General features: G+C 65.9%; 23 protein-coding genes. 15 read left to right on the forward strand and 8 right to left on the reverse strand.

The window, feature by feature from the left end; all coding sequences use genetic code 11:
• Nucleotides 1-32 precede the first annotated feature (32 nt).
• A complete protein-coding gene (locus QA635_RS24145; protein ID WP_425249204.1) occupies nucleotides 33-725 on the reverse strand; it encodes a pyridoxamine 5'-phosphate oxidase family protein in 693 nt (230 codons plus the stop codon).
• 105 nt (nucleotides 726-830) lie between these two features.
• On the opposite strand from QA635_RS24145, the gene pdxR reads away from it, so the two are divergent.
• The 3 genes from pdxR to QA635_RS24160 are packed head-to-tail and all read left to right on the forward strand — an operon-like array spanning nucleotide 831 to nucleotide 2,798.
• The gene (gene pdxR / locus QA635_RS24150) at nucleotides 831-2,345 is read left to right on the forward strand and encodes a MocR-like pyridoxine biosynthesis transcription factor PdxR (RefSeq protein ID WP_283061789.1); all 1,515 of its coding nucleotides are present in this window, start codon (nucleotides 831-833) and stop codon (nucleotides 2,343-2,345) included.
• 46 nt (nucleotides 2,346-2,391) lie between these two features.
• Nucleotides 2,392-2,541 carry a hypothetical protein gene (locus QA635_RS24155; RefSeq protein ID WP_016843044.1) on the forward strand — a complete coding sequence of 50 codons (150 nt, stop codon included), beginning with the start codon at nucleotides 2,392-2,394 and terminating at the stop codon, nucleotides 2,539-2,541.
• A gap of 11 nt (nucleotides 2,542-2,552) precedes the next feature.
• Nucleotides 2,553-2,798: a DUF6719 family protein gene (locus QA635_RS24160; RefSeq protein WP_425249049.1), complete on the forward strand. Its 246-nt coding sequence runs from the start codon at nucleotides 2,553-2,555 to the stop codon at nucleotides 2,796-2,798.
• Nucleotides 2,799-2,849: 51 nt separating this feature from the next.
• On the opposite strand, the gene QA635_RS24165 is transcribed toward QA635_RS24160, so the two are convergent.
• A complete protein-coding gene (locus QA635_RS24165; protein ID WP_283061790.1) occupies nucleotides 2,850-3,257 on the reverse strand; it encodes a hypothetical protein in 408 nt (135 codons plus the stop codon).
• Between the two features lie 41 nt (nucleotides 3,258-3,298).
• Nucleotides 3,299-3,679: a hypothetical protein gene (locus tag QA635_RS24170; protein ID WP_283061791.1), complete on the reverse strand. Its 381-nt coding sequence runs from the start codon at nucleotides 3,677-3,679 to the stop codon at nucleotides 3,299-3,301.
• 212 nt (nucleotides 3,680-3,891) lie between these two features.
• Here QA635_RS24170 and QA635_RS24175 point away from each other — a divergent pair, with 212 nt between their 5' ends.
• The gene (locus QA635_RS24175; protein WP_076832039.1) at nucleotides 3,892-4,116 is read left to right on the forward strand and encodes a hypothetical protein; all 225 of its coding nucleotides are present in this window, start codon (nucleotides 3,892-3,894) and stop codon (nucleotides 4,114-4,116) included.
• A gap of 43 nt (nucleotides 4,117-4,159) precedes the next feature.
• Here QA635_RS24175 and QA635_RS24180 read toward each other — a convergent pair whose 3' ends face one another.
• Complete coding sequence (locus QA635_RS24180; RefSeq protein WP_283061792.1) at nucleotides 4,160-4,717, reverse strand: CreA family protein; 558 nt, start codon at nucleotides 4,715-4,717, stop codon at nucleotides 4,160-4,162.
• A 223-nt stretch (nucleotides 4,718-4,940) separates the two neighbouring features.
• Here QA635_RS24180 and QA635_RS24185 point away from each other — a divergent pair, with 223 nt between their 5' ends.
• From QA635_RS24185 to QA635_RS24200, 4 genes are all read left to right on the forward strand, one after another.
• Entirely contained in the window at nucleotides 4,941-6,671 is a 1,731-nt protein-coding gene (locus QA635_RS24185; protein ID WP_283061793.1) for a L,D-transpeptidase, read from the forward strand.
• A 107-nt stretch (nucleotides 6,672-6,778) separates the two neighbouring features.
• On the forward strand, nucleotides 6,779-7,348 hold the full coding sequence (locus tag QA635_RS24190; protein ID WP_283061794.1) for a glutathione peroxidase: 570 nt from the start codon (nucleotides 6,779-6,781) through the stop codon (nucleotides 7,346-7,348).
• A gap of 171 nt (nucleotides 7,349-7,519) precedes the next feature.
• Nucleotides 7,520-8,521: a polysaccharide deacetylase family protein gene (locus QA635_RS24195; protein WP_283061795.1), complete on the forward strand. Its 1,002-nt coding sequence runs from the start codon at nucleotides 7,520-7,522 to the stop codon at nucleotides 8,519-8,521.
• Nucleotides 8,522-8,538: 17 nt separating this feature from the next.
• Nucleotides 8,539-9,096 (forward strand): dihydrofolate reductase family protein, encoded by a 558-nt coding sequence (locus QA635_RS24200; protein ID WP_283061796.1) that lies wholly within the window; start codon nucleotides 8,539-8,541, stop codon nucleotides 9,094-9,096.
• A 115-nt stretch (nucleotides 9,097-9,211) separates the two neighbouring features.
• Here QA635_RS24200 and QA635_RS24205 read toward each other — a convergent pair whose 3' ends face one another.
• A complete protein-coding gene (locus QA635_RS24205) occupies nucleotides 9,212-9,664 on the reverse strand; it encodes a DoxX family protein (protein ID WP_283061797.1) in 453 nt (150 codons plus the stop codon).
• Nucleotides 9,665-9,820: 156 nt separating this feature from the next.
• Nucleotides 9,821-12,130 carry an NADP-dependent malic enzyme gene (locus QA635_RS24210; RefSeq protein ID WP_057019906.1) on the reverse strand — a complete coding sequence of 770 codons (2,310 nt, stop codon included), beginning with the start codon at nucleotides 12,128-12,130 and terminating at the stop codon, nucleotides 9,821-9,823.
• Nucleotides 12,131-12,362: 232 nt separating this feature from the next.
• Between QA635_RS24210 and QA635_RS24215 the strand changes: the two genes are divergently transcribed.
• Nucleotides 12,363-14,354 carry a hypothetical protein gene (locus QA635_RS24215; protein ID WP_283061798.1) on the forward strand — a complete coding sequence of 664 codons (1,992 nt, stop codon included), beginning with the start codon at nucleotides 12,363-12,365 and terminating at the stop codon, nucleotides 14,352-14,354.
• 117 nt (nucleotides 14,355-14,471) lie between these two features.
• Here QA635_RS24215 and aspS read toward each other — a convergent pair whose 3' ends face one another.
• Entirely contained in the window at nucleotides 14,472-16,247 is a 1,776-nt protein-coding gene (gene aspS, locus QA635_RS24220; RefSeq protein ID WP_283061799.1) for an aspartate--tRNA ligase, read from the reverse strand.
• Between the two features lie 200 nt (nucleotides 16,248-16,447).
• On the opposite strand from aspS, the gene QA635_RS24225 reads away from it, so the two are divergent.
• On the forward strand, nucleotides 16,448-17,920 hold the full coding sequence (locus tag QA635_RS24225; RefSeq protein ID WP_283061800.1) for a protein adenylyltransferase SelO: 1,473 nt from the start codon (nucleotides 16,448-16,450) through the stop codon (nucleotides 17,918-17,920).
• 15 nt (nucleotides 17,921-17,935) lie between these two features.
• Here QA635_RS24225 and QA635_RS24230 read toward each other — a convergent pair whose 3' ends face one another.
• Complete coding sequence (locus QA635_RS24230) at nucleotides 17,936-18,925, reverse strand: zinc-dependent alcohol dehydrogenase family protein (RefSeq protein WP_283061801.1); 990 nt, start codon at nucleotides 18,923-18,925, stop codon at nucleotides 17,936-17,938.
• Between the two features lie 101 nt (nucleotides 18,926-19,026).
• Here QA635_RS24230 and QA635_RS24235 point away from each other — a divergent pair, with 101 nt between their 5' ends.
• From QA635_RS24235 to chrA, 5 genes are all read left to right on the forward strand, one after another.
• Complete coding sequence (locus QA635_RS24235; protein WP_076832014.1) at nucleotides 19,027-19,926, forward strand: LysR family transcriptional regulator; 900 nt, start codon at nucleotides 19,027-19,029, stop codon at nucleotides 19,924-19,926.
• 116 nt (nucleotides 19,927-20,042) lie between these two features.
• Entirely contained in the window at nucleotides 20,043-20,246 is a 204-nt protein-coding gene (locus QA635_RS24240; protein ID WP_076832011.1) for a hypothetical protein, read from the forward strand.
• A gap of 36 nt (nucleotides 20,247-20,282) precedes the next feature.
• Nucleotides 20,283-20,777: a YciE/YciF ferroxidase family protein gene (locus QA635_RS24245; protein ID WP_225159060.1), complete on the forward strand. Its 495-nt coding sequence runs from the start codon at nucleotides 20,283-20,285 to the stop codon at nucleotides 20,775-20,777.
• Nucleotides 20,778-21,057: 280 nt separating this feature from the next.
• On the forward strand, nucleotides 21,058-21,579 hold the full coding sequence (locus tag QA635_RS24250; RefSeq protein ID WP_057019900.1) for an OsmC family protein: 522 nt from the start codon (nucleotides 21,058-21,060) through the stop codon (nucleotides 21,577-21,579).
• 336 nt (nucleotides 21,580-21,915) lie between these two features.
• Nucleotides 21,916-23,139, forward strand: a complete 1,224-nt coding sequence (chrA, locus tag QA635_RS24255; protein ID WP_283061802.1) for a chromate efflux transporter — start codon at nucleotides 21,916-21,918, stop codon at nucleotides 23,137-23,139.
• The last annotated feature ends 22 nt before the right edge of the window (nucleotides 23,140-23,161 follow it).

Here is a 23,161-nt window from a genome sequence, read left to right on the forward strand (position 1 = left end):
AGATCAGGCGGGAGCCGCAACGTAGCCCGATTTCACTCCGCCTTGTATTGTGCAAAATAGGCGTCCCGCAATGCATCTTCGAGCAGCCGGCCTTCCGAATAGCCATCGAGCGTCTTCGGCCGCGTCACGCCGTCGAGCAGCCGCGGGCACGGCTCGGGCGCGCCGAGCACGGTGCGCACCGGAATGCGCTCAGCATAGATCGGCAACTCGTAATCCTCGTCATCGTCGGCGACGCCCTTGGCGCGAATTTTCGCCGAAGCCTCCTCGATCTCCATCGCGATGAACGAGGTCGCCTTGATCTCCTGCTTGTTGCTGGCACGCAGGCTCGCGGTGCGCTCGGGAAAGAAACGGTCGACCATCGCGACGATCGCGCGTTCCTTCTCTGCGGAGTCGGTGACGAGATAGGCTGACCCGAACGCCATCACCGCGCGATAGTCGGCCGAGTGGTTGAAGCCGCAGCGCGCCAGCACCAGGCTGTCGAGATGGGCGACCGTCAGGCACACGCGTTGCCCTTCGGACTGGTTCTCCAGCATCCGGCTCGCGCTCGAGCCGTGCCAGTAGAGCCTGGTGCCCTCGCGCCAGAAGAAGGTCGGCGTGCAATAGGGCTGGCCGTCGATCACGTAGGAGACGTGGCACAGCATCGAGGCGTCGAGGATCTTGTGCACGGTGACGTGGTCGTAGAAGCCGCGGTCGTGGCGCCGCTTCACGCGGTTGCGGGACGACATGGGATAGGACGGAGCGGATGCGCCTTCGGTCACGGTGAGCCTTTCGAAATCTGGAATCTGCCCAGAGTTGTAGCGGCTCATTTGGTCTGCGATAGTGCCAATTCCATGCGAAATATTCCGACCAATTCCCGGGAGCCCGCGGCGCGCAAGGCCGAGCTGCCGCTCGATCTCGCCGGCCCGCACGTCACCCCCGGCGCGGCCTCGCAGCAGCGGCTCTATCAGGCGCTGTGCCACGCGATCGTCGGCGGCCTCGTCAAGCCGGGCGAGCCGCTGCCGCCGTCGCGCGCGCTCGCCAAGCAGACCGGCTTCCGCCGCAACGCCGTCACCACGGCCTATGAGCGGCTGATCGCCGACGGCTTTGCGGTGGCAACCACGGGCTCCGGAACCTTCGTCGCGGCGCGCATTCCGGCGCAGGCCGCCGCGCCGCGCCGTGCAAGGATCGCGATCGAACCGCCGCAGCACAATGCGCTGTCGCTCGGCTGCACCCATATCGACGAGCGCGCGCTGCAGCGCTTCCGCGCCTTTGCCGGCCGCAGGCTGCGCGCGTTCGGGTCCGAGCATCTGCATTACGGCGATCCCCGCGGCAGCAGCGAGCTGCGCGCGGCGATATCGGACCATCTGCTGTCGGCGCGCGGGCTGCGCTGCGACCCCGACCAAATCATGCTGGCGTCCGGCACGCTGCATGCCCTGCGCATCGTGCTCGGGGCGATCCTCAAGCCCGGCGACCAGGTCTGGTGCGAAGACCCCGGCTATCCGGCGGCGCGGCGCGCGATCGAGCATTGCGGCTATCGTCCGGTGTCGGTGCCGGTCGACATGTCGGGCATGCGCATCGACAAGGGGCGCGCGTCCGCGCCGCAAGCGCGCGCTGCCTATGTCACGCCCTCGCACCAGTTTCCGCTCGGCGTGCAGATGTCGATGCCGCGCCGGCTCGAGCTGCTCGACTGGGCACGGGACGCCGGCGCCTTCGTGTTCGAGGACGACTACGACAGCGAGTTCCGCTACGACGGCGCGCCGCTGTTGTCGCTGGCCGGCATCGATCATCTGCGCCGCGTGATCTACATGGGCACGTTTGCGAAGACGCTGTTTCCCGGATTGCGGATCGGCTATTGCGCCCTGCCCGAAGCCTTGATCGGCCCGGTGACGGCGGCGCGCGCCGCGCTCGACCGCTTTCCCGCCACTTTGATGGAAGGCGCGGTCGCCGACATGCTGAACTCCGGCGCCTTCGCGGCCAACTTACGCAAATCGCGCAAACTCTATCGCGAGGCGCGCGACGTCCTGGCGTCGACGCTTGTGAGCGCATCCGAAGGCGAGCTCACGGTTCCCGTGCCCTCGCAGGGCCTGCACCTCGTGGCGCGGCTCGATCCCGCGACCGATCCGCCAATTGCCGCGCAGGCAAAGGCTAATGCCGGCGTCGGCGGCTGGCTGCTCGCCGAGACCTATCATCGCGCGCGCCCATTGCCCGGCTTCGTGCTGGGATTTTCCGGCCATCCGGTTCCGCAACTCGTCGCGTCGGCGGAACGACTGGCGAAGACTACGCTCGCCGCGCTGCGCGCGACGCGCAAGACATCGGTCAAGCCATCCGCCAAGCCGCAGCGCTCTAGGAGAATCGCAGTCACCTGACTAAGGTCGCCCGCGTTCAGTCAGTGTCCGCTTACGGAGATACCGGATGCCAAATCGCAACGTCCTGTATCTCGTGATCGCCGCGCTGGTCGTGATCGCAGGCATGCTCGGCTACAATCTTTATCAGGCGAAGAAGCAACCTGAAGGCCTTCAGATCAATGTCGGCCCCGACGGGCTCAAGATCCAGAACAAGTGAAGGAGGCTGCGATGCCGCGCTTGGGATTCGTCGCGCTGGTCAGCGTCGCAGCTCTTGGCGCGATGACTCAATCCGCCGCAGCAGAGCAGTCCTACATGCGTGAGGGCGACATCGTCGATCTGCGGGTCGGCCAGCGCGTCCTTGTCGATGACGGCTCGTGCCCGGCCGGGCAGATCAAGCAGGTCGTCGGCTCCAGGCTGAGCCAGAACGGCGTGGTGCGGACCAGCAGCTGCGTGCCGCGCCTCGCCAAAAAGTAAAACGCCCCGCTGACGCGAGGCGCTGCGGTCCTCATTGCTTTGACGCGCGGCTCAGTTCGAGACCGGCTCGAACATGCATTGCAGGGTCGGCTTGGCGATCTTGGTGAAGGTCGGGCCGATCTCGCCCTGCTTGGACGGCGGCACCCAATCGGTCTCGATGGTCGGCACGCCGGTCTCGCTGATGCCGCGCAGCAGCGCCTGGCGAAGGTCGGGATCGTCCACAGTCGCCGCGGCGTGGTCGTGCAGGCAGCCGCACACCGCCTCGGGATGCGCCCAGCGGCCGAGCATATGCGGCGCGCATTGCCGCACGAACTCGTCGCGCGGTTCAGGCACGCGGTACAGCGAGCGGATCTGCATCGATTCGAGGGGGAGCTGGGATTGGGCCTGCACAACGCCCGCAAAGGGCCCCATCAGGACGAGCGATGCCAACATCGCGGCGGAACAGATACGGAGCACCATTGGGAGAGCCTTTACCGGCGGTTCTGTTTTTTGCGTCGCGCTCAGTTGGCCTGTGCCATCACCATCGGGACCGGGGTGACTACCGGCGAGCCGTTATAGGAGAAGGTGCCGATACCGGGCAAACCGCTGTCCGGGGAGCCTGCCATCGACGAACCAGCCATCACAAAGGCGAAGGCGAGGATCAGGCTCATGGTTCGCATCTGACAGTCTCCGTTATTCCGCTCGTCGGCGTCCGGCGCCGTTGTGTGACGGTCTGATAACGATCTGCCGTTTCCGGAGTTCTGCGGAACAAGCCGAAAATGGTTTCGTCGGAACTCGAATTGTTTCGTCGACCAGAGGTCCACGAAACATTCGGCGGAAAACACCAATGATTTCAGCGGCAGGAGCGTGACTGAAAAGCTGTTGAAAACTTCGCGCGACAACGCCGGACCCCGGCCACTGCCGGAGCGATGGCCAATTATGCGTGCAAACTGAACGAGCTACCGCGCTTTGTTAACTTTCCTCTGCTGAGAGAGGAAGCAGCACAGCAGTGGCGGCGGTGAACCGGGCGGCGGTTTCGTCGACTCATATCTGGGCACCGTGCAACCATCTTCGCGGTGGCACGTTGTAGTAATCCCTCCCGATCCAACGAAGGATGTCAGTCGTGGGTAATGGCAACATCGGTGTTGGCAATGAATCCGCGGCGAGCAAATCCGGCCAGCAGCAGATGACGGCCGCGATGCCGCAGCAAGGCGCCTACGTGATGGGCGACAATGAGTGCGCGCCGCAGAAGCTGGTCCGCCTCGTCGGCTGCCGGGACTCGAAGGTCAAACCGGGCCTTGGCATCAGCGCGAAGCAGTTCGGGCAAACCGAGCGCTAGCTCGCCCACCGCCTCAGCCGCCTGGGCCAAGCCCCTGCTCCAGCTATTGAATGAACTCGCCGCACTTCTGCACGGCAGCGTCGGCCGCGCCCCAAGGCATGACCGGCACGGACGACGTCGAGTTCTTTGGCGAGCCCTCGATCAGGCGGTCCGAATAGACCATGTAGACCAGCACATTGCGCTTGGCGTCGCAGCCGCGCACGATCTGCATCTTCTTGAAGAACAGCGACCGGCGCTTGCTGAACATGTCGTCGCCCTGCCCGAGCTTGGTCTTGAAGCGGATCGGCCCGATCTGCCGGCAAGCCAGCGAGATATCGGAGACTTCCTCGGCAAGGCCGAGCCAGCCCTTGAAGCCGCCCCTCTCCGGCACCGTGAAGTGACAGGCGACGCCCTCGACCTCGGGATCGTCGACGCCATAGGTCGCGAGCTTGTCGTTGGGGCTCACCCATTTGAACACGGTGGAGCGGCGAAAGATCAGGTCCGGCTCGTCGGCCGCGACCGCAGGACCCGCCTGCCCCAAAGCCAGCAACATCAGCAGCACCGCGCATCCCCATCGAGACAACCGTCGCAGGTCACACAAGCTCACAGTTCTCGATGTCATTGAGGTCTCCGCGGGGTGGGTCCCGCCTATGTAGTGCGCAAACGCCGCACAGGAAGGCGCTGACAGTTCGGTGATCGAACGCGGCGCTTTAACCTCTTGTGAGGCTTTTTTGTTACTCTTTCGTCGAAAATACCGCCCTCACGGAAGGGTTAGATCGCTTGCGCTGGTGAACGCGTTGTGCGTCTGCGACAACCAACAGGTAGTTTGGACTGGGATTCGGAATATGCGCGCAGGTGGACGGCGGATTTCGGTTTTTGACTTCGCGAATGAGCGGTTCTGGCAGCTGGCAATTCTGACGACCGCCGGCACCGTCGCCGCCTCCACGCAGGCCGATGCAGCGCTCTATTACTGGAACCGCGACTCCGCCTTCTACGGCGACTACGAGCCGATGCCGCAGCCGCACCGGCAAAAGCCGAAGCGCAACACAGCCAAGAAGAATCCGGCGATCGAGAAGGAGGCCGGCAGCAAGCCGCAAGGTCCCCTGATCATCTCGGTCTCGATCGACCAGCAGCGGGTCAGCCTCTACGACGCCAACGGCCTCTATGCCGAGAGCCCGGTGTCGACCGGCATGAAGGGGCATTCGACCCCGATGGGTGTCTTCAGCGTCATCCAGAAGCAGAAGTATCACCAGTCCAACATCTACAGCGGCGCGCCGATGCCGTATATGCAGCGCATCACCTGGTCGGGCATCGCCATGCATGCCGGCGTGCTGCCAGGATATCCGGCGTCCCATGGCTGCATCCGCATGCCGATGTCATTCGCGGTCAAGATGTACAATTGGACGCGGATGGGCGCCCGCGTCTTCGTCACGCCGGGCACGATCTCGCCGGAGAGTTTCTCGCACCCGCTGCTGGTCACGCAGAAGGTGGCGCCGCAGCAGCCGGTTGCCGACGACATTCTGAAGATGGATGCGCCGCTCGGCGTGAAGAGCGACAAGGGCGCCGACAAGCAGTCCAGTCTCGATTTGCGCAGCAGCGTCGGCCATGCCGCCGCGTCGCTGCGCGACAACACCCACACCGCCGACGCCAGCAGCGCGATGCCGGCAGCGAGTGCGTCGGTGACAATGTCCGATGCGTCCTCTTCCACGGCGCGCGACGCCATCGCCGAGAAGATCGCAGCGGACAAGTCCGAGACAGTGAAGCCCGAGACGGCCGCCGCCGACAAGCCGGCCGAGAGCAATTCCGCCGGCCACGACAGCAACGCGACCACAGATGACAAGACGGTCGGCGAAACCACCGCCAGCACCGACACGCCAAGGAGCGAGGTCTCCGCAAGCGATCCGGTGAAGGCGGAAGCCAAGGCCGACGAGCCGAAGGCGGACGCCGCCAAGCCTGGTGTTGCCGAGGCGCCCAAGATCGATGCACCGAAGACCGACGCACAGAAGGCCGATGCATCGAAGGCCGCTGACAAGCCCGCCGAGGCAGCGACCGCCGCCGATGCGCCCGACGCCAAGAAGGATCCGGCGCGGCTGCCGGGCACCGCCAGGATCGACGTGCCGAAGCGCGCCGGCCAGATCGCGGTGTTCATCAGCCGCAAGGATTCCAAGCTCTACGTGCGGCAGAATTTTGCACCGCTGTTCGAGGTGCCGGTGACGATCGCGGCAAGCGACCGGCCGCTCGGCACCCATGTGTTCACCGCACAAGCCGACAAGACCGATACGAACCTGCTGCGCTGGTCGGTGGTGACGCTGCCGACCCGCAACGTCGCCCGCATCGACGTCGAGGAGCGTACCTCGCATCGCCGCAAGGTCGCGGCCGCAGCGGTGGCCGAGGCCAAGCCGCAGCCGGTGACCAACAGTCCGGCCGAGGCGCTCGACCGCATCTCGATTCCGGCCGACGTGATGGCGCGGATTAGCGAAGCGCTCGGCACCGGCGGATCGATCATCGTCTCCGACCTCGGTGTGAACCAGGGCGAGACCGGCGAAGGCACCGACTTCATCCTGCCGCTGCGTTGAGGTCTCCGTTCGGGCGACTCACTGGGCCCGCCCATAACGCCTTCTTGAAAGCCTGAGCCGGCCCGCTGGATTATGATGTCCATGACATCTGTTCCGGGGACGAGACCATGATGGACCGCAGGACCCTGATCGTGACCGCGATCGCCGCAGCCGCGGCATTCCACCCGCTGCATGCCGAGCAGCCCGCGATGAGCCGGATCACCGCCTACGCCTTCTCATTTCCGGCACTCGGCGGCGGCGATATCAGACTTGCCGACTATGCCGGCCGTCCCCTGATGATCGTGAACACGGCCTCGCTCTGTGGCTTCACGCCGCAATATGCCGGCCTGCAGCAACTCTGGACCGAATTCCGCGATCGCGGGTTCGTCATCATCGGCGTCCCCTCCAATGATTTCGGCGGCCAGGAGCCCGGCGGCCCGACCGAGATCGCCGAGACTGCGCAGCATCAATATGGCGTCACCTTCCCGATCGCGGCGAAAGCAATCGTCCGCGGAACGAGCGCGCATCCGTTCTACCGCTGGGCGGCGGAGGCTCGGCCGAAGGACGTGCCGCGCTGGAATTTTCACAAATACCTGATCGGCCGCGACGGCTACATCGCCGACGTTTTCGCTGAGTCGGTTGCGCCCGACGACACGCGCATCAAGACCGGGATCGCACGGGCATTGGCGGCCGCCTGAGATATGACGATAATCCCCGGAATTAACTGATCCGACGAGGATTTTGGACACGCGCTCGCCACGTTCATTGCCTTGGCGTCACCACTGCGACTAGGGTACGATCGGTTGGGGGCGAAGCGACCCGGTCGCGGCAATGCCGGCGCCGGGAGCGCGAGCAGCAGGGAACACGCCATGCGCATTGCGACAGGTCTGATTTTTGCGGGGACCGTATCGTTGCTCGCGTCGAGCGCAGCTTGGTCGCAGACGTCGCCCCCCAAGGGCGCCACCGCGGCACCGGCAGCACCAGCGGCCGCGGCTCCGTCGCCCGCCCCCGCAGCACCGGCCCCGGCAACCGCAACCGCAGCCCCGGTTCCGCCGAAGCAACCGCCGCAGCCGGCGCGCGCCGCCTGCAACAATCCGAACGCGCTCGGCGTCGGCCGCACGGTCGAGATCGATACCACCGGCGGTCCGGGCTTCGGCTTCGAGCATTTCAAGCAGCTCGACTTCCTGCGCGACCATGAGGTGGTGCTGACCTTCGACGACGGCCCGTGGCCGGGCAACACGCCGGCAGTGCTGAAAGCGCTCGCGGATGAATGCACCACGGGCATCTTCTTCCCGATCGGCAAGCACGCGACCTATCACCCCGAAATCCTGCGGCAGGTCTATGCCGCCGGCCACACGGTCGGCGCCCACACCTGGTCGCACGCCAATCTGAACAACAAGAAGCTGACCGAGGATCAGAAGAAGGACGAGATCGAGCGCGGCTACGCTGCGGTCAAGTGGGCGCTCGAGACCTCACCCTCGCCGTTCTTCCGCTTCCCGGCGCTGCAGCATCCGCCGGAGATGGTGACCTATCTCGGCAACCGCAACATCGCGATCTTCTCCTGCGACCTCGACTCCTTCGACTTCAAGGCGAGCAAGCCGCAGCAGGTGATCGACACCGTGATGAAGAAGCTGAACAAGCTCGGCAAGGGCATCATCCTGATGCACGACTTCCAGAAGCACACCGCGGAAGCGCTGCCCACGCTGCTGACGCAGCTCAAGGCCGGCGGCTACAAGGTGGTCGCGATGCGCGCCAAGTTCCCGGTAACGGTGCTGCCGCAATACGAGCAGGAGCTCGCCAAGGACGTCAAGCTGCCGACCGTAAGCTCGCGCCCGGTGAACAGCGTCGTCACCACCGTCGATCAGCAATAACGCCGGCGACAATCCTGGTGCCGGCGCTGCGTATCGAAGGCTTCGTCATCGTCTCCGCCGATGGCCGGCTGGCGAATGCGCGGAATGTGATGCCCGACGATCTCAAGATCGAGGGCGACAAGCGGTTCTTCACCGCGGCCCTCGACCGCGCCGACCTCGTCGTGCATGGCCGTCACTCCCAGGAAGAGCAGCCGAACGCGCCGAAGCGGCGGCGGCTGATCCTGACCAGCAAGGTCGCGGCCACCGCGCCCGACCCCGACAATCCGAAGGCGCTGTTGTGGAATCCCGCCGGCTGCCCGTTCGAGACGGCGAGCCGCGAGGCCGGCGTGACCTCGGGCATGGTCGCGATCATCGGCGGCCCCGGCGTGTTCGGCATGTTCATGGATCGCTACGACACATTCTGGCTCTCGGTCGCCCCGAAGGTGCGCATCCCCGACGGTGAGCCGTGCTTTCCCGGCGTTCCCGCTCGCACCCCGCAGCAGGTGCTCTCGGCGCACGGCCTGCACGCCGGCGCGCCGCAGCTGATCGATGCTGCGCATGATGTCAGCGTGACGCCGTGGCGGCGCGTGGGGTGAGGGATCGCTGTTCGTAGTCCATAGGATGGGTAGAGCGACGCGAAACCCATCGCTACGTGCCAGCCTGACGAATGATGGGTTTCGCTGCGCTCTACCCATCCTACTCTGCCGCGTCCTACACGTCCCCATAGGCCGGATCGTCGCGGCGCGGGCCGCGGCCGTAGCCGGCGATGATGAACAGCGCGCCGATCAGCGACAGGTTCTTCAGCGCATCGATCAGCGTCCTGAGGTTGTCGGGCGCCGGCTGATTCCAGAAGTCATGGAAGTAGAAGGTGGCGAAGCACACGAAGATGATCAGGAGAATCGCGAAGAACCGCGCCAGCACGTTCACCGCGATCATCAGCCCCGCGACGATCTCGAAGCCGCCGATCGTGATTGCCAGCAGCTGCATGAAGGGCATGCCGACGGCAGTTTCGATCTGCTGCGTATAGGGCGCGACCACGGCCGGGATCGTCACCTTGGCCGCCAGCAGATCCGCTGTCGCCTGGATGCCGAACAGCTTGCTCGCTCCCGAATAGAGGAACAGCACGGCGAACAGGATCCGCCCGAAGGTGATGAACGCTGGCATGGGTCGGCCTCACTGGATGGCAGAAATCGGACGAAGCAGGCGAAGCGATTATGGTCGCTCCACCTGCCTCGATCAAATCGAATCCATCTCGGTTCAAACACGATGCGGAAAACCGCGCTGCGGTTTTCCGAACATAACGTGCTCAAACAACGGCCGTCAGCCGAACAGCGTCGGCTGCGCGCGGCCGGCGCGCTCCTGGGCTTCGACGGCGGCCACCGCCGTCATGTTGAGGATGCCGCGCGCCGTCACGCCGGGGGTAAGGATGTGCGCCGGGCGCGCCGGACCGATCAGGATCGGCCCCACCGGCAATGCGTTGGCCAGCGATTTGATCATCTGGTAGGCGATGTTGGCGGCATCGAGGTTCGGCATGATCAGGATGTTGGCCTCGCCTTCCAGCCGCGACTGCGGCAGCACCAGGCGCCGCGCCGCCGCCGACAGCGCAGTGTCGCCCTGCATCTCGCCGTCGGCCTCGATCTCCGGATGCTTGTCCTTCAGGAGCTGGGTCGCCCGCCGCATCTTGCGCGAGGAATCCGTGTCATAGCTGCCGAAGTCGGAATGTGACACGAAGGCGACCCTCGGCTTGAAGGCGAAGCGCTGGACGTGGATCGCCGCGAGCGATGCCACTTCGGCGAGTTCCTCCGCGCTCGGGTTCGGCCGCACCTGGGTATCGGCGAGGAAATGGGCGCCGGTGGAGGTGATCATCAGCGCCAGCGCGGCATAGTCGCTGACCCCCGGCAGGAAGCCGATGATCTCGCGGACATGGCGCAGATGGCTCATGTAGCGGCCCTCGACGCCGCACAGCATCGCGTCGGCCTCGCCGCGCGACACCGCAAGCGCCGCGATCACGGTATTGTTGGTGCGGACCACGGTGCGCGCGGCCTCCGGCGTCACACCGCGCCGGCCGGCGACGTCGATATAGGACTGCACATAGGAACGGTAGCGCGGATCGTCCTCGGGATTGATCAGGTCGAAATCGCGGCCGGCCTTGATCGACAGGCCGAAGCGCTTGATCCTGGTCTCGACCACCGACGGCCGGCCGACCAGGATCGGCCGCGCCAGCTTTTCCTCGAGCACCACCTGCGTCGCGCGCAGCACGCGCTCGTCCTCGCCTTCGGCGTAGATCACGCGCACCGGCTGGGTCTTCGCCTTGGCGAACACCGGCTTCATGGTGAGGCCGGAGCGGAACGCGAAGCGTTCGAGATTGGCAGCGTATTCGTCGAAATTGGTGATCGGCCGGGTCGCGACGCCGGACTCGATCGCGGCCCTGGCCACCGCCGGCGCGATGCGCAGGATCAGGCGCGGATCGAACGGGCTCGGGATCAGCGAGCCCGGGCCGAACCCCTGGGTCTCGCCGCTCTCGAAACCATGGGCCACCGCATCCGACGGCGGATCGCGCGCGAGCTGCGCGATCGCGTCCACCGCGGCATGCTTCATCGCCTCGTTGATCGCGGTGGCGCCGACGTCGAGCGCGCCGCGGAAGATGAAGGGGAAGCAGAGCACGTTGTTGACCTGGTTCGGAAAGTCCGACCGTCCGGTGCAGATCATTGCGTCGGGACGCGCCAGACGCGCCTCATCCGGCATGATCTCCGGCACCGGATTGGCCAGCGCCATCACCAGCGGCTTGTCGCCCATCTGCTTGACCATTTCGGGCTTCAGCACACCCGGCGCCGACAGGCCGATGAAGATGTCCGCGCCCGGAATGACGTCGGCGAGCACGCGTGCGTCGGTCTTCTGGGTATAGACCGCCTTCCAGCGATCCATCGTGGTGTTGCGGCCCTCATAGACCACACCGTCGATGTCGCAGACCCAGATGTTCTTGCGCTGCGCCCCCATCGAGACCAGCAGATTGAGGGTTGCGATCGCGGCGGCGCCGGCGCCCGAGCAGACGATCTTCACGTCAGACAGTTGCTTGCCGTTCAACAACAGCCCGTTGACGATCGCCGCGGCGACGATGATGGCGGTGCCGTGCTGGTCGTCGTGGAAGACCGGGATCTTCATGCGCTCCTTGAGCTGCGCCTCGATCTCGAAGCACTCAGGTCCGCGGATGTCCTCGAGATTGATGCCGCCGAAGGTCGGCTCCAGCGCGGCAACGGTCTCGACTACGCGCTCGATCGTGTCGGCCTTGATCTCGATGTCGAACACGTCGATGCCGGCGAATTTCTTGAACAGCACCGCCTTGCCTTCCATGACGGGCTTGGAGGCCAGCGGACCGATATTGCCGAGCCCGAGCACCGCGGTGCCGTTCGAGACCACGGCGACCAGATTGGCGCGCGCGGTCAGCGTCGCGGCCTCGGCCGGGTTCTTGGCGATCTCGGTGCAGGCGGCGGCCACGCCCGGCGAATAGGCCAGCGCCAGGTCGCGCTGATTGGCAAGCGGCTTGATCGCCTGGATCTCGAGCTTGCCCGGCCGCGGCAGCCGGTGATAGGCGAGCGCCGCGTTGTGGAGTTCTTCAGACGATGACGACATGCGTGCTCCCCGCGTTTCCGGCCCAAATTTCTTGTTTCTGTGCTAATCCAGGCAAAAGTCAGTTGTCCGGCAAATCGAGCCGGATGTGAAGCATGTCCAACCACTTGGATGCAACATCCGATAATATCCCCGTCAACAGGCCTGGGCCGGCCGTTCATCGACGCCTGCCCCTCCCCGCGCCTTTCGGCCGGGATTGGCAATTTTTTTCCCTTGATGATCCGGAGTTGACCGAATGAAGAAAATTCTGCTCGGCCTGATCGCCGTGGTTGTGATCGCGGCCGCCGGCTTCTTCGGTTTCGACTTTTACGCCCAGCGCCGGGTCACGCGCGACGTCGAGGCCGCCTTCGAGCAGGTCCGTGCCACCGGCGCCAAGGCGAGCCACGGCAAGATCACGTTCGACGTCAAGAGCCGCACCCTGACGATCGCGGACGTCGCCACCGAGTCGGGGACGCAATCCCCGGTCAGCGTCAAGATTGCCAGTCTCACGATGACCGGCCTCGGTCAAACCGACGCGGCACGGGTCTCCGCCGGCAATGTCGAGTTCAGCGATGTCGAGATCGGCGTGGCAGGACCTACCCCGACGATCACCTCACTGACCTACAAGGCGCCGCGGATCACGGTGAAGGATTATTCCGGCCCCGCCAGCCTGCCCCAGCTTCCGGCGTCGTCGTCGATCTTCGAGCTGTACCGGTCCGCGTTCGGACTGCTCGCGAGCATCAACGCATCATCGGTCGCTGCGCCCAGCCTGACCGGAACGATGACCTTCAGCGCCGCCGCAAAAGCCGGCGACGGCGCCGGCGGCGAATTCGTCTATTCGGGCATCGCCATCGAAAACATGAAGGACGGAAAAATCGCGTCCAGCAAAACCGACAAGGTCGTGTTCACGATCAACCAGCAGGCGGCAGGCAAGCCGATCAAAATGACCGGCGAGCTCGCCAACATCGCCGCGACCGATATCGACGTCGGCGCGATGGCGGCGATATTCGATCCAGGCAAGGCCAACGATGACAGGGAGTATCGGGTCCAGGGACACGTTTCGGCCGGTCCTTATGTCATTACCGCCGCGCCCGGTGTGAACATGCGGATCGAGGGAGTGACCGTCGACGACACCAGGATCAATCCGTCACGGATGCAACTGCCGGCGCTGCTGGCAATGATCCCGCCGCAAGGGAGTCCGCCGCCGTCTGCCGCCCAGGCACGCGAACTGCTGGACAAGATCGCCGGCCTCTATTCGGGCATCGGAATTGCAAATGCCGAGATGCATGGGCTCTCGGTCGAGACGCCGCAGGGCCCACTCAAGCTCGCCTCGATGCGGTTCAACTTCGAACACGGCAAGATCGGCGAGCTTGCGGTCGAGGGACTCGATACCCGTGCGCCGAACGGTCCTATCAAGGTCGGACGCTTCGCGCTGAAGTCGCTCGACGTCGCCAGCTTCATGCGGCTCTCGGCGCAGTTCGCCGCGCAGAAGCCGTCGGCCGAACAGGCGCTGGCGCTATTCCCGCTGATCGAAGGCGTCGAGATCAAGGGCGTCGCGTCGCCCTACAAGGCCACCGGCAAGCCGGTCAACATCGACGTCCTCAGCCTCGACTGGGGTCAGTTCGTCGGATCGATCCCGAGCAAGCTGCGGCTGACCGCAAAGCTGGCGGCGCCGCTTGATGCGGCCGATCCGCGGCAGCAACCGCTCGTCGCCGCCGGGATCGACCGGATGGCCGTCGACGCCGATCTCGGCGCCGTCTGGACCGAGACCTCACACGCGTTCGCGCTCGAGCCGGTCAAGCTCGACATGGCGGGCCTGTTGAACGCGTCGGCAAAGGTCACGCTCGACAACGTGCCGCGCGAGGCATTCTCGACCAGCGCCGCGGAAGCGATGGGCGCGGCCGCGCAGATCGAAGCCGGCACGATCGAGCTCACGGTCCACGACCTCGGCGTCATCGATCTCGCGGTCGCTCAATTTGCGCGCACCCGGAACATCAGCCGCGACGAGGCGCGCAAGGTCATCCTCGACGCTATCAAGGCGCAAGGCGGCGAGATCGGCGGGGGCAATCCCGACGCCACCGCGCTCGTCACCGCGATCGGCCAGTTCATCGAGACGCCGGGACAGACGCTGGTCATCAAGCTCACTCCGCGCGCGAAGGCGCCGGCGCTTCAGCTGATGCAGTTCCTCAAGACCGATCCGCAATCGGCGCTGGCGCAGTTCCGGATCGAGGCCTCGACGGGGTTGTGATTCTCCCGCCCGTAGCCCGGATGGAACGAAGCGCAATCCGGGAACAGCGTCGCCGCAGGAGGGACCGCCCCGGATTTCGCTTTCGCTCCATCCGGGCTACGCACCTCTCCTGCCCGCCTACCCCTTCGCCGGCAGGTTGGTGCGGATGTGCAGCTCCTTAAGCTGCTTCGGCGTTGCTTCCGACGGCGCGCCCATCAGCAGGTCCATGGCCTGCTGGTTCATCGGGAACAGCGAGATCTCGCGCAGATTGTTGGTGCCGCAGAGCAGCATCACGATACGGTCGAGGCCGGCCGCCATGCCGCCATGCGGCGGGGCGCCATACTGGAACGCACGGTACATGCCGCCGAAGCGGTCGATGACCTCCTGCTCGCCATAGCCTGCGATCTCGAACGCCTTCACCATCGCTTCCGGCTTGTGGTTGCGGATGCCGCCGGAGGCGATCTCGTAGCCGTTGCAGGCGATGTCGTACTGGAACGCCTTGATCGTCAGCGGATCCTGCGTCTTCAGCGCGTCGAGGCCGCCCTGCGGCATCGAGAACGGGTTGTGCGAGAAGTCGACCTTCTTGTTCTCCTCGTCATACTCGTACATCGGGAAGTCGACGATCCAGGCGAGCTCGAACCGGTCCTTGTCGATCAGGTTCAATTCCTCGCCGAGCTTGGTGCGCGCAAGACCCGCGAACTTCCAGAATTTCTCGGGATCGCCGGCGACGAAGAACGCCGCATCGCCTTCCTTGAGGCCGAGCTGGTCGCGGATCGCAGCGGTGCGCTCCGCTCCGATGTTGTTCGCCAGGGGGCCTGCGCCCTCGCCGCCCTCGCGCCACATGATGTAGCCGAGGCCCGGCTGGCCTTCGCCCTGCGCCCACGAGTTCATGCGGTCGCAGAAGGCGCGCGAGCCGCCGCCGGTGCCCGGGATCGCCCAGACCTGGTTCTTCGGGTCTTCCAGCATCCGCGCGAACACCTTGAAGCCGGAGCCGCGGAAATGCTCGGAGACTTCCTGCATCACGATCTTGTTGCGCAAATCGGGCTTGTCGGAGCCGTATTTGCGCACGGCTTCCGCGAACGGAATCCGCGGCCAGTTCTTCGTGACCGGCTTGCCCTTGGCAAAGTCCTCGAACACGCCGGTGATCACAGGCTCCATCGCCGCGAACACGTCGTCCTGGGTGACGAAGCTCATCTCGACGTCGAGCTGATAGAACTCGCCCGGCAGACGGTCGGCGCGCGGGTCCTCGTCGCGGAAGCACGGCGCGATCTGGAAGTAGCGGTCGAAGCCCGACATCATCAACAGCTGCTTGTACTGCTGCGGCGCCTGCGGCAGCGCGTAGAACTTGCCGGGATGGATGCGCGAGGGCACCAGGAAGTCGCGCGCGCCTTCCGGCGAGGATGCCGTCAGGATCGGGGTCTGGAATTCGAAGAAGCCCTGCTCCTTCATCCGCTTGCGCATGGAATCGACCACCGCGCCGCGGGTCATGATGTTCTGGTGCAGCTTCTCGCGACGCAGGTCGAGGAAGCGATATTTCAGCCTGATGTCTTCAGGGTATTCCTGCTCGCCGAACACCGGCAGCGGCAGCTCGGCCGCCGGGCCCAGCACCTCGATTTCCTTGATGTAGATCTCGACCATGCCGGTCGGCAGTTCGGGATTGTCGGTGCCGGCGGGACGGCGGCGCACCTTGCCGTCGATCCGCACCACCCATTCGGAGCGGAACTTCTCGACTTCGGCGAATGCCGGCGAGTCCGGATCGGCCACGCATTGGGTGATGCCGTAATGGTCGCGCAGATCGACGAACAGCACGCCGCCATGGTCGCGGACCCGGTGAACCCAACCCGAAAGCCGGACCGTCTGGTCGATATCGCCCTCTCGGAGCGCGCCGCATGTGTGTGACCGGTAGCGATGCATAGTCGTTCCAAAAACTGATGTCGGAGGAGAATCGCGATAGGAAACTTCCTATCCGAAGGCGCAGGGTTTACCCGAGCCCGCTCGGGGCGGCAACCAAGGGAACGCCCGCTTTTGGCCCGAAACTGCAGATTTTGCTGCGATCCGGCGCCAGATGGGCGCCAATCGTTTGCCTATTCAGCCCGCAGGCCTATCTTCGGGATATGACCATTCATTTCCCGTTCCAGAACACCTATTCGGCGCTCCCGGCGAACTTTTTCGCCCGCGTCGCGCCGACCCCGGTGGCCTCCCCCCGGCTGATCAAGCTGAACCGGCCGCTCGCGGTCCAGCTCGGGCTGGACCCGGACCTGCTCTCGACGCCGGAGGGCGCCGAAATCCTTGCCGGAAAGCGGCTGCCTGACGGCGCCGATCCGATCGCCATGGCCTATGCCGGCCATCAATTCGGGCACTTTGTTCCCCAGCTCGGCGACGGCCGCGCCATCCTGCTCGGCGAGGTCATCGACAAGGACGGCGTCCGCCGCGACATCCAGCTCAAGGGATCCGGCCCGACCCCGTTCTCCCGCCGCGGCGACGGCCGCGCCGCGCTCGGTCCGGTCTTGCGCGAATACATCGTCAGCGAGGCGATGTTCGCCTTGGGCATCCCGACCACCCGCTCGCTCGCCGCAGTCGTCACCGGCGAGCCGGTGATGCGCGAGACCGCGCTGCCGGGCGCGGTGCTGACCCGCGTCGCCGCGAGCCACATCCGCGTCGGCACCTTCCAGTTCTTCGCCGCACGCGGCGACACCGAGGGCGTACGTGCGCTCGCCGACCACGTCATCGCCAGGCACTATCCCGAGCTGAAGGACGCGGCCCAGCACTATCACGCCCTGCTCGCCGGCGTGGTGGCACGGCAGGCCGCGCTGGTCGCGCGCTGGCTCCTGGTCGGCTTCATCCACGGTGTGATGAACACCGACAACACCTCGATCTCGGGCGAGACCATCGATTACGGTCCCTGTGCCTTCCTTGATGCCTACAATCCGGCGCAGGTGTTCTCCTCGATCGACGAGATGGGCCGCTACGCCTATGCCAACCAGCCGCGCATCGCGTTGTGGAATCTGACCCGGCTCGCCGAATGCCTGCTGCCGCTGTTCGCGGACGAGCAGGAGAAGGCGATCGAACAGGCGCAAGTGATCCTCGGCGAATTCCCCGAAAAGTTCACCGCAGCCTATAACGCCGGGCTGCGCGCCAAGGTCGGCCTGTTCACCATACGCGACGGTGACGAGGCGCTGATCCAGGATCTGCTCGACGCGATGGCCAAGAACGCGGCCGACTTCACACTGACCTTCCGCCATCTCGGCGAGGCCGCAAGCGACGACGCCGCGGACGTCCGCGCGCAGTTCACCGATCCCGCGGCGTTCGACGAATGGGCCGCCCGCTGGCGCACCCGCCTCGCGCTGGAGCCGCAAGCGCCGGCCGAACGCAAGGTCGCGATGCAGGCGGTCAATCCGGCCTTCATCCCGCGCAACCACCGGATCGAGGCGGTGATTGCGGCTGCGGTGAACTCGGATGACTACGCGCCATTCGAGGAACTGCTGACGGTGCTGGCCAAACCCTATGAGGACCAGCCGCAGTTCGCGGCCTACGCCGATCCGCCGCTCCCCGAGCAGCGCGTGACGCAGACGTTCTGCGGGACGTGAGCCCATCCTGCGCATTCACACCGTCACCACGATCTTGCCGAACTGCGTGTTCGACTCCAGGTACCGGTGCGCCTCGACGATCTCCTCGAACGGAAACGTCCTGGCGATGATCGGCCTCAAGGTGCCATCGGCAAGCCCGTCGAGGATGAACGCCTTCGCCGCGGCAAGGCGCGCGGGATCGCGCACGATCTCGTGGACGAGGTAGCCGCGCAGGGTCAGGCTCTTGCCGAGCACGTTGGCGAGCGGGAACGGCGTCGGCTCAGGACTGAGTCCACCATATTCGATCAGGATGCCGCCGGGTGCCATCGCCGCCGTCAGCGGCACGAAGGCGGGGCCGCCGACGGCATCGAGCACCACGCGCACGCCGCTCGGTGCCGCGATCTGCTCCAGCCTTGATTGCAGATCCTGCTCCGCCGACGCGATCACGTGCGCCGCGCCGGCCTCGCGCAGCGCCTGCGCCTTGGCCGATGTCCGCGTCACCGCAATCGGGACCGCGCCGATACGGTTGGCGATCTGGATCGCCGCGAGCCCGACGCTGCTCGACGCCGCTGTGATGACGACGAACTCGCCTCGCCCGAGCCTTGCAAGATCGACCAGCGCACCGAACGCGGTGAGATACTGCATCCACACCGCAGCGGCCGTTTCAAAACCGAGCGCGGGCGGATGCTTGACGACAAGCTCCGCCGGAAAGGTCGCGAGCTCGGCATGGGCCGGCCAGCGCACCATCGAGACCGGCGGCACGATGCTCACGGCATCGCCCGGCGCAAATTCTTCGACGCCCTCGCCGATCGCCGCGACAATCCCGGCGGCTTCCAGCCCGAGGCCGGACGGCAGCGTCGCGGTCTCGATATAGCTGCCCCGGCGCAGCGAGGCCTCGGCGCGGTTGAGCCCGAGCGCCTTGACTCGGATCTGAACCTCGCCGGGCGCCGGCGGCGCAACCGCGATCTCCTCGATACGCAGCACCTCGGGACCACCATGCTGGTGAAAGCGGACGACGCGGGCCATGGGCGAACTCCAAAACAATTGAATGGAATGCCGCTATGCCCGGCGGCGATCGCCGGATAAATCACCCGCTAGCTCCGACAATCGAAACCAGGAGTTTTGAATTGGATCGCCTCACCAGCATGGCCGTCTTCGTCAGGGCGGTCGATCTCGGCTCGTTCGCGGCCGCCGCCGATGCGCTCGAGATGTCGGCCCCGATGGTCGGCAAGCATGTGCGCTTCCTCGAACAACGGCTCGGCGTCCGCCTGCTCCATCGCACCACGCGGCGGCAGAGCCTGACCGATTCAGGGCAAGCCTATTACGAGCGCTGCCGCATCGTGCTCGGCGAGGCCGAGGCCGCCGACGCGCTCGCCTCCGATCAATCGTCGCAGCCGCGCGGGCGGCTGCGGGTGACGATGCCGGCGCTGCTCGGCCGCTACTGCATCGTCCCCACGCTGCTGAAGCTCGCGCAGAAATATCCCGCGCTCGAGCTCGATCTTTCGTTCGGCGATCCGATCGCCGATCTGATGGAGGGCGGTCACGACCTTGCGATCAGGACCGGCGAGCTCAACGAGCAATCCGGCGTGATCGCGCGGCGCATCGCGCGCCAGCGCATGGTGGTGTGCGGCTCGCGCGCCTATCTGAAGGCCCATGGCAGGCCGCGCACGCTCGACGAGCTCGGCCGGCACCAGGCGATCGTCTACCGCCGCTCGGGCCGCGTTCGCCCCTGGCTGTTCCCGCGCGACGGTCTTGCGCCGCACGAGGTCTGGCCGGCCGGGCGGCTCAGGCTCGACGACCTCGAAGCCATCGCGGATGCCGCAGCGCGCGGCATGGGGCTGGCGTGGCTGCCCTCCTGGCTGGTGCGCGAACGCCTCGACACCGGCGCGCTGGTCCGCGTTCTCGGCGACAGCGGGGAATTTCCCTACGATTGCCACGCGCTGTGGCTGCCGACGCCGCGACTGCCACTCAAGATCCGCTTTGCGGTGGATGCGCTCGCGGCCGCGCTGCCGAAGCTCGTGGCGTAGCGCCGCGCCCCCGATTTGTTTGCAACGATTTCGCGCGCGCATCGTTGGCCGGTCAGCGCGGAACGTGCGGCCTCGTCCGATCCAGGTTCCGTGCCGCCTGTTGATGGAGCGCCAGTATGAACCAGCGCGATGACGACCTGAAAACCGCGATCGAGCGCAGCAACCCGAACGGCGTCGAGCCGCCCTTCTCCGAGGACGATCTGCAGCGCCGGCAACTCGGGCCGCGCGGCGTGCCCGGGCAACCGGACCCGGCGAAGATGACGCCGCAACGCGCCAAGAAGACGCCGGTCGATTCCGGTTCCGGCGGCCACACCGCCTGAACGCCGAAACAACGAAGAAACAAGAAAGGTTTCACGATGAGGATCACCAGCTTCAAGGACATGTATGTCGCCGAGCTTCAGGAACTCGCAAGCGTCGAGGATCAGCTCGCCGTGGCGCTGGCGCGGATGGCGGAGATCGCCTCGCATCCGTCGCTCAAGGATGCATTCAGCCGTCATCACCGCGAGACCATCGTGCAGGGCGAGCGGTTGAAATCGCTGCTGCGGATGCACGGGGCCGATCCGCTGGAGCACACCGACCAGGCCATGCAGGCGCTGATCCACGAGACCGCCAAGATGGTCTCGCTGCTGCCCGACGACAATCTGCGCGATGCCGGCCTCGTCGCGTCGGCGCAGAAGCTCGCGCATTATGAGATCGCCGCCTATGGCAGCGCGGCCGCCCTCGCAGGCCAGCTCAACCTGCGCGACGACCAGCGGCTGCTGCACGACAGTCTCGACGAAGAGCGGCACGTCGACACGCTGCTGACGGCGCTCGCCAAGGGTGAGATCAATCAGGACGCCCTCGCCGCGTGACACGGCAGGATCGGTAGCCCGTAGGATGGGTAGAGCGCAGCGAAACCCATCAGCTCATCTCGCGAGCGGCACCACTATGGGTTTCGCGGAGTTCTATCATCGGGCCGCGCCTTGCGCGGCCCCGTTGGCTCTACTCATCCTACGCATCGACGCGCGCGGGAAAAATGCTGCTGCAAATTTCGCGCTTCGCGGAGCTGCTGTCGTTTTTATCCCGCGACTATTGCCCTGCATGGGCCGTTCGATCAGCCTCTCGTGATTGATGCCATGGGGAAGACGAACGATGAGCTTCAGGTTCAAGCAGGTTTTCGCAGACACCCAGCAGGCGCTCGGCGCCGATCCGGCGCAGGCGCAGGCCGTGTTCCAGGCGACTTCGCAACTCGGCGACGGCGTCAATAGCCGCGTTGCCGTGCGGCAATTCAACGTCAGCGTCGACGAGCCGCCGGCGCTGGGCGGCAAGGACACCGCACCGAACCCGGTCGAGTACATCCTCGCCGCGCTCGGCTCATGCCAGGAGATCACTTATCGGCTCTATGCCGACGCGCTCGGCATTCCCCTCAACGGCGTCTCCGTCAAGCTGTCGGGCGCCATCGATCTGCGCGGCTTCTTCAGCGTCGATCCAGACGTGCGAGCCGGTTTCCAGCAGATCGAGGCCGAGGTCGCCATCGACAGCCCGGCCTCCGCGGCCGACATCGCTCGGCTGAAGGAAACCGTCGATCGTCACTGCCCCGTGCTGGACATCCTGCGCAACCCGACGCCGGTGGATCTGAAGCTGCGCACCGGACCGCTCAGCGTAGCCGCCTAGCCTCGCGATGTGAGCGTTAACTCACTCTCCACCATGCGCCGAGGCCGGCAGCGGTAACCATAAGGCTTAACAGCGCGTCAACGCTCCCCCAACAAGTCTAACTGTTTCTGATGGGGGAGAATGGCCCGTGGACGCATTTGCATTCGAATTTATGGGATTGGCGATGATCGCGCTCTGTCTCGTCGTGCTGGCGATGCCCGCAGCGCGCCGGCCGTCGAAGAACATCCGCTGCGAGTGAGAGCCGCGAGAAACAGCGCGCTCAAACGTCATCGAATGGCGATACACTCGCGCTGACGAGTCCTGACCTGGGACGCAAATTGCGGGAATTGACGACGCTTGAACGACACCGACGTCCCGCAGCCCGGCACACCGCCCTCCACCGCGAGCTCGACGCACTCGCCGCTCGAGGTGCTGCTCATCTTCTTCAAGCTCGGCGTCAGCTGCTTCGGCGGCCCGATCGCCCATATCGGCTATTTCCGCGACGAGTTCGTCACCCGCAGGCGCTGGCTTGACGAACAGGCCTATGCGGATCTGGTCGCGCTCTGCCAATTCCTGCCGGGCCCTGCGAGCAGCCAGCTCGGCTTTTCGCTCGGCCTGATGCGCGCCGGGTACCTGGGGGCGCTGGCGGCCTGGACCGGATTCACGCTGCCCTCGGCGATCGCGCTCGTGCTGTTTGCCTTCGGCGCCAGCGGATTGAGCGGCCCTGCGGGTAGCGGCCTGGTGCATGGCCTCAAGCTGGTTGCGGTGGCGATCGTCGCCCAGGCGGTCTGGGGCATGGCGCGCTCGCTCTGCCCCGACCGCGAACGCGCCTCGATCGCGACGGTCGCGGCACTCGTCATCCTCGCTAGTTCGTCGTCGATCGCGCAGATCGGCGCCATCGTGCTCGGCGCTATCGCCGGGCTTTGGCTCTGCCGGGCGCAACAGGCCAACGGGGTCACCCATATCGCGATGCCGGTATCGCGCCGTGTTGGCGTCGCGGCGCTGATCCTGTTCGTCGCGCTGTTGGTCGGACTGCCGCTGCTGTCGCGGACATGGGCCGGCCTCGGCCTGTTCGAGGCCTTCTACCGCTCGGGCGCATTGGTGTTCGGCGGCGGCCACGTCGTGTTGCCGCTGCTGAGCGAAGCCGTGGTGACGCCGGGCTGGATCGGCGACGATGCGTTCCTGACCGGCTACGGCGCCGCGCAGGCGGTGCCGGGCCCGTTATTCACCTTTGCCGCCTATCTCGGCGCCGTGATCGGCGGCGTGCCGGGCGCGATCGTCGGCCTCGTCGGCATCTTCCTGCCGGGACTTCTCGTGCTGCTCGGGGCGCTGCCGTTCTGGGATGGCTTTCGCAAACGGCCGGCGGCGCAGGCGATGATGCGCGGCGTCAACGCCGCCGTCGTCGGCCTTCTGGGGGCCGCGCTCTACAACCCGGTGTGGACCAGCAGCGTGCACCGTCCGCTCGATTTCGGCATCGCGCTGGCCGGCTTTGTCCTGCTCACGGTATGGCGCGCGCCGCCGCTCGTGGTGGTCGTGCTCAGCGCGGCCGCCGGCATCGCCACGGGGCTCCTGCAATCGTGAACGATCGCGCGGTCGTTTCGCC

This window comes from Bradyrhizobium brasilense (assembly GCF_029714345.1).
Classification (GTDB): domain Bacteria; phylum Pseudomonadota; class Alphaproteobacteria; order Rhizobiales; family Xanthobacteraceae; genus Bradyrhizobium; species Bradyrhizobium australafricanum.

Excerpts from the sequence above, each read along its gene's own strand:
- QA635_RS24145 (WP_425249204.1), bottom strand. The coding sequence starts at position 725 with ATGTCGTCCCGCAACCGCGTGAAGCGGCGCCACGACCGCGGCTTCTAC.
- QA635_RS24205 (WP_283061797.1), bottom strand. The coding sequence starts at position 9,664 with ATGCCAGCGTTCATCACCTTCGGGCGGATCCTGTTCGCCGTGCTGTTC.
- QA635_RS24230 (WP_283061801.1), bottom strand. The coding sequence starts at position 18,925 with ATGGCCCGCGTCGTCCGCTTTCACCAGCATGGTGGTCCCGAGGTGCTG.
- QA635_RS24160 (WP_425249049.1), top strand. The coding sequence starts at position 2,553 with ATGCCGCGCTTGGGATTCGTCGCGCTGGTCAGCGTCGCAGCTCTTGGC.
- QA635_RS24240 (WP_076832011.1), top strand. The coding sequence starts at position 20,043 with ATGAACCAGCGCGATGACGACCTGAAAACCGCGATCGAGCGCAGCAAC.
- QA635_RS24175 (WP_076832039.1), top strand. The coding sequence starts at position 3,892 with ATGTCAGTCGTGGGTAATGGCAACATCGGTGTTGGCAATGAATCCGCG.
- pdxR (WP_283061789.1), top strand. The coding sequence starts at position 831 with ATGCGAAATATTCCGACCAATTCCCGGGAGCCCGCGGCGCGCAAGGCC.
- QA635_RS24185 (WP_283061793.1), top strand. The coding sequence starts at position 4,941 with ATGCGCGCAGGTGGACGGCGGATTTCGGTTTTTGACTTCGCGAATGAG.
- QA635_RS24225 (WP_283061800.1), top strand. The coding sequence starts at position 16,448 with ATGACCATTCATTTCCCGTTCCAGAACACCTATTCGGCGCTCCCGGCG.
- QA635_RS24245 (WP_225159060.1), top strand. The coding sequence starts at position 20,283 with ATGAGGATCACCAGCTTCAAGGACATGTATGTCGCCGAGCTTCAGGAA.
- QA635_RS24165 (WP_283061790.1), bottom strand. The coding sequence starts at position 3,257 with ATGGTGCTCCGTATCTGTTCCGCCGCGATGTTGGCATCGCTCGTCCTG.
- QA635_RS24190 (WP_283061794.1), top strand. The coding sequence starts at position 6,779 with ATGATGGACCGCAGGACCCTGATCGTGACCGCGATCGCCGCAGCCGCG.
- aspS (WP_283061799.1), bottom strand. The coding sequence starts at position 16,247 with ATGCATCGCTACCGGTCACACACATGCGGCGCGCTCCGAGAGGGCGAT.
- QA635_RS24250 (WP_057019900.1), top strand. The coding sequence starts at position 21,058 with ATGAGCTTCAGGTTCAAGCAGGTTTTCGCAGACACCCAGCAGGCGCTC.
- QA635_RS24155 (WP_016843044.1), top strand. The coding sequence starts at position 2,392 with ATGCCAAATCGCAACGTCCTGTATCTCGTGATCGCCGCGCTGGTCGTG.
- QA635_RS24180 (WP_283061792.1), bottom strand. The coding sequence starts at position 4,717 with ATGACATCGAGAACTGTGAGCTTGTGTGACCTGCGACGGTTGTCTCGA.
- QA635_RS24215 (WP_283061798.1), top strand. The coding sequence starts at position 12,363 with ATGAAGAAAATTCTGCTCGGCCTGATCGCCGTGGTTGTGATCGCGGCC.
- QA635_RS24210 (WP_057019906.1), bottom strand. The coding sequence starts at position 12,130 with ATGTCGTCATCGTCTGAAGAACTCCACAACGCGGCGCTCGCCTATCAC.
- QA635_RS24195 (WP_283061795.1), top strand. The coding sequence starts at position 7,520 with ATGCGCATTGCGACAGGTCTGATTTTTGCGGGGACCGTATCGTTGCTC.